Origin of the sequence: Spirosoma endbachense (genome assembly GCF_010233585.1) — a bacterium.
In the GTDB taxonomy this organism is placed as follows: Bacteria; Bacteroidota; Bacteroidia; order Cytophagales; family Spirosomataceae; genus Spirosoma; species Spirosoma endbachense.
Genome location: NZ_CP045997.1, coordinates 4,710,276 through 4,717,250 on the forward strand (window position 1 = coordinate 4,710,276; position 6,975 = coordinate 4,717,250).

Sequence of the window (6,975 nt, forward strand, 5' to 3'; positions counted from 1 at the left end):
CTTAGGTTATTGACGTAAATGCCATGAAAAAGCAGCTTTCCAGGCGGGCTATGCTCAAGCAGACAATAGTAGCAGGCTTAGGTGGGTTGTTTGATCCGTTTCCACACCAGGCAATTACTAATCAATTGATGCTGAAACGACCTATTCCCTCTTCGGAGGAATTACTGCCCATTGTTGGCCTGGGTTCCTGGCAACAGTTCGATGTTGGCTCATCTGATTCCGAACGGCAACCTCTTCGTCAGGTACTTACCCTAATGCAGCAGCAGGGCGGCAAATTGATTGATGCCTCTCCGATGTACGGTAGAGCCGAGGAAGTGATCGGTGATCTAACCACAACAGCAGGCTTAAATACGAACTTTTTTTTCGCCACTAAAGTCTGGACTACTGGCAGGCAGGCGGGTATCGATCAGTTAAACGATTCGTTTCGTAAGATGCGCCGAAAAACCTTGGATTTAGTTCAGGTGCATAATCTGGTGGATTGGCAAACTCAGCTACAGACACTCCGGGAATGGAAACGGTCGGGTAAAATTCGATACATTGGGGTGACTCATTACACAACCCTGGCCCATGATCAACTCGAACGCGTCATTAAAAGCGATGTTATTGATTTTTTGCAGGTAAACTACTCCATCCGCGTTCGTGATGCCGAGCGAAGTCTGCTACCGACCGCCCGCGAAAAAGGAGTGGCCGTTATTATCAATGAACCGTTTGAAAGCGGTTCACTGTTTCAGCTGGTCAAAGGAAAAGCATTACCTGCCTGGTCGGCAGAGTATGATATCAAAAGCTGGGCACAGTTTTTTCTCAAGTTTATCCTGTCCAATCCCGCTGTTACCTGCGTGATCCCTGGCACATCCGACCCCAAACACCTCCTCGATAATATGGGGGCTGGTTACGGTCGATTACCTGATGAAAAAGGACAGGCTAAGCTGGCTGCTTATCTGGCCAGTTTGTAAATACAATGGGGTTAGATTCTCAGCCATGAACCTGGTAGTAACCGACTGATTCAGCCAGAGCAGCATGAGGTTTCTAACCGTTAAACTGTCCATTTAATGGACTGGCGGGGGAACAAACTGGGTAAATTGGATAATCAGATCCTGTTTTACGATTTGATCGGCAACGAATCGATAATTACTGGCTTTATTGATACGGTATTTGATAGCAAAGTGAAGAAGCCGAAAGCAATATTGGCGCGTGCTTTCACCTTTTAGTTGAAGAGTTTCGTAGTTCGTTGGATCCATACGGTGAATTATTGTATTGTGAATCAATCCAAATAAGCAATAGCTATGCCATTTACAAAGATCCGAAACGAGCCATGTCCCCCCTGGCTATAAAAGGAAGAGCCCATAGCTTTCTTCCAGCTTTATATTAGTTCACTGGCTGTCAACGGTAAGCATTAGACCATGACCTCAATGCCCTCTTCTGCCAAACCTGAGCTTTGCTGAATCGTAAAAAGTAGTTCCTAAAAAAAGATGTACAAATTACAATAAATCATATACTTACAAAGTTAGTGCCAATCGCAGCGATTGGCCGTTCATCGACGACTGTCATTCATAGTTTCAATAGTACAGGCCTTTGTGCCACGGTGTAAAACCGTGGCACAAAGGCCTGCAATAAAAATTTTCGTGCGATAAAGATTAGTCTGATCAAATTGAATCTGGCTAAATTGCCAGCCAGCCTGATTGCCCGATTCAGGTGAACCCAAACCAACCCAGATTACACATCGCACTTATGATCTACAAGCTGGTAATTTTTGATTTTGACGGTACGTTAGCTGATTCCTTTCCGTATTTTCTACGTACAGTTAACACGCTGGCCAGTATGTACAATTTCCCAAAAATCGATCCAGAAAACGTTGACCAGTTGCGTGGACTTGACGCCCGACAGATGATGAAGCAGGCCAGGCTGCCTGCCTGGAAAATTCCGCTGATTGCCCGATCATTTATCCGGCTTATGGCCCGCGATATTGACCAGATCAAACTTTTCGAGAATATAGCTGAACTATTGAAGGAATTGACTGACGCTGGGGTCCGACTAGCCATTGTCAGCTCGAATAGTGAAGCAAATATTCGCCAGGTCTTAGGTCGGGAATGTGCCTCGTTGATTACGTTTTATGGATGTGGCACATCGATTTTCGGCAAGCAGCCCAAATTCCGAAAGGCAATGGCAACGTGTGGTGTTCTGCCTGCTGAAACGCTTTGCGTAGGCGATGAGATCCGGGATATTGAAGCCGCTCGGGAAGCTTCTATTGCCTTTGGGGCAGTTGCCTGGGGGTATACCCGCCCTGATGTACTGGAAGCTCATACTGATATTTCCATTTTCTACACAGCATCTGCTATATCCAGGGCCGTGCTTGGTATCAACTGAGTCGTACTTTTCAATAAATATCCTTTACTATTAACACCAAGCGGTAAACCGGTGATTTTAACCGGGAAGCTGAACGGTTTCTAACAGAATACGGAGTGATTCGGGCAACGGTGTAGGGCGCTGGGTATCCCCATCCACGTAAACATGAACGAAATGTCCGTGGGCAGCGGTCTGATCATCGTCATTTTTGAAAATACCCAGTTCATAGCGTACGCTGGAATTTCCGATATAGGAAACGGCAAGCCCTACGGTGATGCGATCCGGGAATGAAACGGAACGGAGATAGGAACACTGGGTTTCGGCAACTAAACCGATAATAGGACTCTTCTGAAGATCAAGCGCCTTATTTATGATCAGGAATTGATTGACAACGGTATCAAACCAACTGTAATAAATTACATTGTTGACATGTCCATACATATCGTTGTCCATCCATCGCGTGGTTATGGATTGAAAATAGCAGAAATCGCTACGTGTTTTGGCTGCTGTACGCATCAGGACCGGGCAAAAGTTTAGAACACACTCGGCTGTTGACCAGCTTTCAGCTCCAAGTTTACAAAAAACGCCTGTTTATAATAACTGGCTAGTTTGGGTACATTCATCGTTTAGCCAGAACCAACCTTTTTAAAAATAAAGTGAAAAATTAGGTCTAATTGGTTGCAGACTACACAATAAAAAGTTTTTCACTGCGTTTTAAATTTGTTATCGCTTCTCTGCCTCTGTATTCTAACTACAAAGGCATTTTTTATGCCCTTTCCCTTGCAGAGTTTTTTTATTGATGCGTATTAATTAGAAAGATTGATAGGTTCAACGTGTCAGGAAGCGACATTCTGCAGAAAGGCTTCTACTACTTTGTTGAACAACTCCGGTCGTTGTAAAGGAGCGAAATGGCTTACCCCTTGCAGGATGATTAAATCGGCTCCGGGAATACTTCGGGCCAGATCGTGAGCGTGTTCGGCTTTGATAAACTCATCAAACTCACTTTGTACGATTACCACTGGACTTTCGACAGCCGCCAGGTCGTGTTCATAATAAGTAGGCTGGGTCCGCTGCATCAGGCCGACCGCTTCGAAAAATACCTCGAATTGGTCCGGAGTAGTCGACAGTTGGTGGTAATCTTTGGTATGGCGGGCCAGACAACGGTCGATAACTGGATTAGGCCATTCGATCTCCCGAGTGCCGCCAGGATCCATGTTACAGCCAAAGAAGAATACACCCGCAATACGCGCCGGAACTTTCATGGCAAGGATCAATGCGATGCAGGCACCGTCGCTCCAGCCAACCAGGGGTGCCTTTTCCAACCGCAATGTGTCCATGACAGCCAGCACATCGGTGGCCATTAACTCATAGGTATAGGGTCTCGAATCGCGCGAACTTCGACCATGGCCGCGGCTGTCGATGAGTACAACACTACGACCCGAACTGATCAAACTGGGTACCTGATTACCCCAATTGCCACTATGACCCAACCCTCCGTGCAATAAGATCACCGCCGGACCAGACCCGTAAACGGCGTACCAGATTCGAGCATTGTCATGGTCGACGTAGCCTTCTACACTTGCCTGAGGAAGCGGTGGCGCACCATAGGCTTCGAATTTCTTCAGGTCGTCGTCATGAAGTTCCATCATTACAATCCGATTGGCTAGCTAAATTGAATTAGTATCTGTTCCTCAAAAGTAGTTGCCTGAGGCTAACTCGGGCGGTTGCAAATACGACAATGTGCGGGGGTACTCACGCCATCTAAGCGGTTCGTTGCAGAATGATACTGATACTACCTGTTCCAGTCCAATGCTCAAAGAAGAGGTCTTTTGTGTAAAAATAGGATACCCGGATCGTTGACGGCAACGTCCAGCTAAGCTGGCAATTGTCATCAACGATCCGGGTAAGGCCGATTTTTGAAACAGGGGGTAGAACGATTAATCCTGAATCAATTAAGTTGGTAAGCAACGACCGACTTAGCCATAAAGGTGGGAATGTAAATGATGCGCTGAGCCGGATCGTAACCAATATCAGCCGTATTCTTTTTCTGAGCACGCGTATCCAATAAGGTTTCCATTTTTCCATCCTTGCCCATGTAATAAACGACACCGGCCCAGGTAGAGAGGATGAAGTCTCCTTTACCTACAGGCTCAATACCATCTCCACCTAACTCCATCATTCCAACCACAGTTTGCTGTTTATCAGTACCCACTTTGTATACTTCTTTAGCGGTCAGAATATAGAGATCTGTACCAACCGCTTTTAAACCATTCACTCCTTTTAAATTGCTTAGATAAAGAGTTGCCTGGTTATTTTTCAGTTGATGAACTGTGCCAAGCTTGCTGTCTGATACATAGACTGTGCCTTTATCATCAACCGTAATATCGTTCAATCCAGTGGCCGATTCAACGGGAATTTTTGATTCTACCTTCCCATTGGACAGATTAATGACAGCGACCTCCGATACATCGGCTACATACAATTTTCCACGCCAGATCCCCATTCCCTTTGGAGCATTTAAGCCAGTGGCCCAACCTGGATTTATAATTTTGCCATTTTTATCCAGCTTGGCAATTCCACCCTTACCATCTGTGTCCCAGGGACTACCATCAATCAGCGATACATAGAGAACATCTTTATCGGGTAATACTGATTCAGGAATGGCCAGTGTGCTATCACTTTCCCAAATTTTTTTCAGTTGATGTTGGCCCTGGCTATTGATGCCAAACAGCAGGCAGCACAAAACGAGTACGAGTTTCATATAAATTGCATTTGAGTTGAGATTAGCAGAATCAAACCGATTAAGGCGGGTGAACGAATGACCCGTAACTAGCTCACCTTGAGAATTGAGTTAATGAGTGCCGCTACATTTAGTTAGAAAAGCACTTTACTTCTCCTTTATAATCAGTTATTGGTTGAATTGCCGGAAATACTTTGATCGGTTGGCAAGCAATTCGCTTGTTGGTAAGCGTATTTTATTGGCTTTCCTGGATTATCCCGCTTAATCAGTGAGCCTCATCAGTAAACAGTTGCCCAGTGCTCAATTTTTAGTTGAATACGTTTTCAGTAAAATTTCAGCCTCCTTTGCTGTTAACAGGGAAATACAACCATGCCGGGCGTCAGCAGGAAAACTAATGTCCTTTTCAACTTCCCAGTGAAGTAAATCGGGTGAGTAAGAAGCACCAAAACGATTCGTCATGCAGTAATCATACAGCAGTAAAAATCCTGGTTTTACAGGGTCTTTTATTACGGTTGGTCCTTCGGTGATTACCGGAACAATCTGCCCATTATTCAGCGGTCCTTCAATCAGGTGGTATGGCCCCCCCAGGCTGTTCGAAGTGGCTACCCGAATGGCCCTTCTTTCACCCGTTTTAGCGCCAAATTCTTCCTCCTTATGAAAGAGATAATAGGTCCCTTGATGTTCTAACAAAGTTCCGTCTATGACCGAATAAGGGGGATTAAAAAATACTTTTGCAGGCGTAAATACTTTCCAGTCACGAGTCCTGGAGTACCAAAGTTTACTTTCTTTCCAGCCTGTATCTTTAAATGACGACGACCAGAATAAGACATACTCGCCTGTCTGTTTATCATAAAACCATTCGGGAGCCCAAATATTTCCAGCTAAAGCTCCTGATTCATCCCGTACGTCCTTCATCAACGGCAACGTACCGTCAACCTGCCAATGGATCAAATCCCTGGATGTTATATAGAGACAACTTGGGCCGACTTTCTCCCGGTCATTACCTCTTCCCTCACCCGTAGACAATATTCGCCAAAGGCCATCAGGGCCTCGACGAACGTACGGATCACGGACATGCTGCTCCCAAATGGGTTTATTATCGTTTAACGGTGTCCAATGCCGTCCATCGGTAGACAAGGCGATGTGCAACTTATTAATCAGCATAGGATCAGGAAGTGGAACTTCAATGGTTTTTCCCTGCGCATCAACCTCTATCCGTGTAGGGTAACGCTGGCGAAAGTAAGTCAGCATCCAGACCTGTTTTTCCTTTCCAATATTAAGCTGTTCTTTTACAGTTAAACCGTCGGGGGCTGATGCCTTTTTAGATTGGGCAAAAGCTCCGCCAAAGGAAATAATCAATACAGTAAATAACGTTGTAAGCTTCATAATTACTTTTTTATCGTAGTCTAAAAAATGGGCGAGTGCGATTGTTTTTTGCCTTTCAATGAATAGTGCGTAAGATATAATAGAAAACCACATTTATATAGTACTCTACTTTCGACTACACTATCCGTCCAGTAATAGGTCGGTGATTAATCCCATTTTGGCTAACTAGCGGCTACGGCTCTTTGATTAAAAGCGGTAAGTTCGTTCATTGGATTCATCCAACATCGCCTTATCCACGTGCTTGACTTTTGTTGATCGAGCCGTAAAAAATCAACTCGATTGATCCCCTCGCTCATTTACATTTCAATTCCACTCAGGTACGATTAGAAGGTTGGATGCGGTAATGACGAAGATCTACGAAACATCATTTCAATTCCACTATAGTACTCCCCCAAATTAGGACCACTAGCTAAGTTGAAAAACAAGCTGTAAATAGTGGTTCAAAATGAAAGCAAAACGCAAGCAGCACTCGCCTGCCTTTAAAGCCAAAGTGGCTCTGGAAGCAT

At 44.9% G+C, this 6,975-nt stretch carries 7 protein-coding genes; 2 read left to right on the forward strand and 5 right to left on the reverse strand.

Going from position 1 to position 6,975, the window contains the following annotated elements; genetic code table 11:
* Positions 1-23: 23 nt before the first annotated feature.
* Positions 24-953 (forward strand): aldo/keto reductase, encoded by a 930-nt coding sequence (locus GJR95_RS18990; RefSeq protein ID WP_198424863.1) that lies wholly within the window; start codon positions 24-26, stop codon positions 951-953.
* Between the two features lie 93 nt (positions 954-1,046).
* On the opposite strand, the gene GJR95_RS18995 is transcribed toward GJR95_RS18990, so the two are convergent.
* A complete protein-coding gene (locus GJR95_RS18995; protein WP_162387362.1) occupies positions 1,047-1,238 on the reverse strand; it encodes a hypothetical protein in 192 nt (63 codons plus the stop codon).
* A 490-nt stretch (positions 1,239-1,728) separates the two neighbouring features.
* On the opposite strand from GJR95_RS18995, the gene GJR95_RS19000 reads away from it, so the two are divergent.
* Positions 1,729-2,364, forward strand: a complete 636-nt coding sequence (locus GJR95_RS19000; RefSeq protein WP_162387363.1) for an HAD-IA family hydrolase — start codon at positions 1,729-1,731, stop codon at positions 2,362-2,364.
* Between the two features lie 57 nt (positions 2,365-2,421).
* On the opposite strand, the gene GJR95_RS19005 is transcribed toward GJR95_RS19000, so the two are convergent.
* The 4 genes from GJR95_RS19005 to GJR95_RS19020 form a co-directional block, all read right to left on the reverse strand.
* A complete protein-coding gene (locus GJR95_RS19005; RefSeq protein WP_162387364.1) occupies positions 2,422-2,859 on the reverse strand; it encodes an acyl-CoA thioesterase in 438 nt (145 codons plus the stop codon).
* Positions 2,860-3,179: 320 nt separating this feature from the next.
* Positions 3,180-3,992, reverse strand: coding sequence for an alpha/beta fold hydrolase (locus tag GJR95_RS19010; protein WP_198424864.1), 813 nt, complete (start codon positions 3,990-3,992; stop codon positions 3,180-3,182).
* 299 nt (positions 3,993-4,291) lie between these two features.
* On the reverse strand, positions 4,292-5,104 hold the full coding sequence (locus GJR95_RS19015; protein ID WP_162387365.1) for an SMP-30/gluconolactonase/LRE family protein: 813 nt from the start codon (positions 5,102-5,104) through the stop codon (positions 4,292-4,294).
* Between the two features lie 279 nt (positions 5,105-5,383).
* Complete coding sequence (locus tag GJR95_RS19020; RefSeq protein ID WP_162387366.1) at positions 5,384-6,469, reverse strand: glycoside hydrolase family 43 protein; 1,086 nt, start codon at positions 6,467-6,469, stop codon at positions 5,384-5,386.
* Positions 6,470-6,975 lie beyond the last annotated feature (506 nt).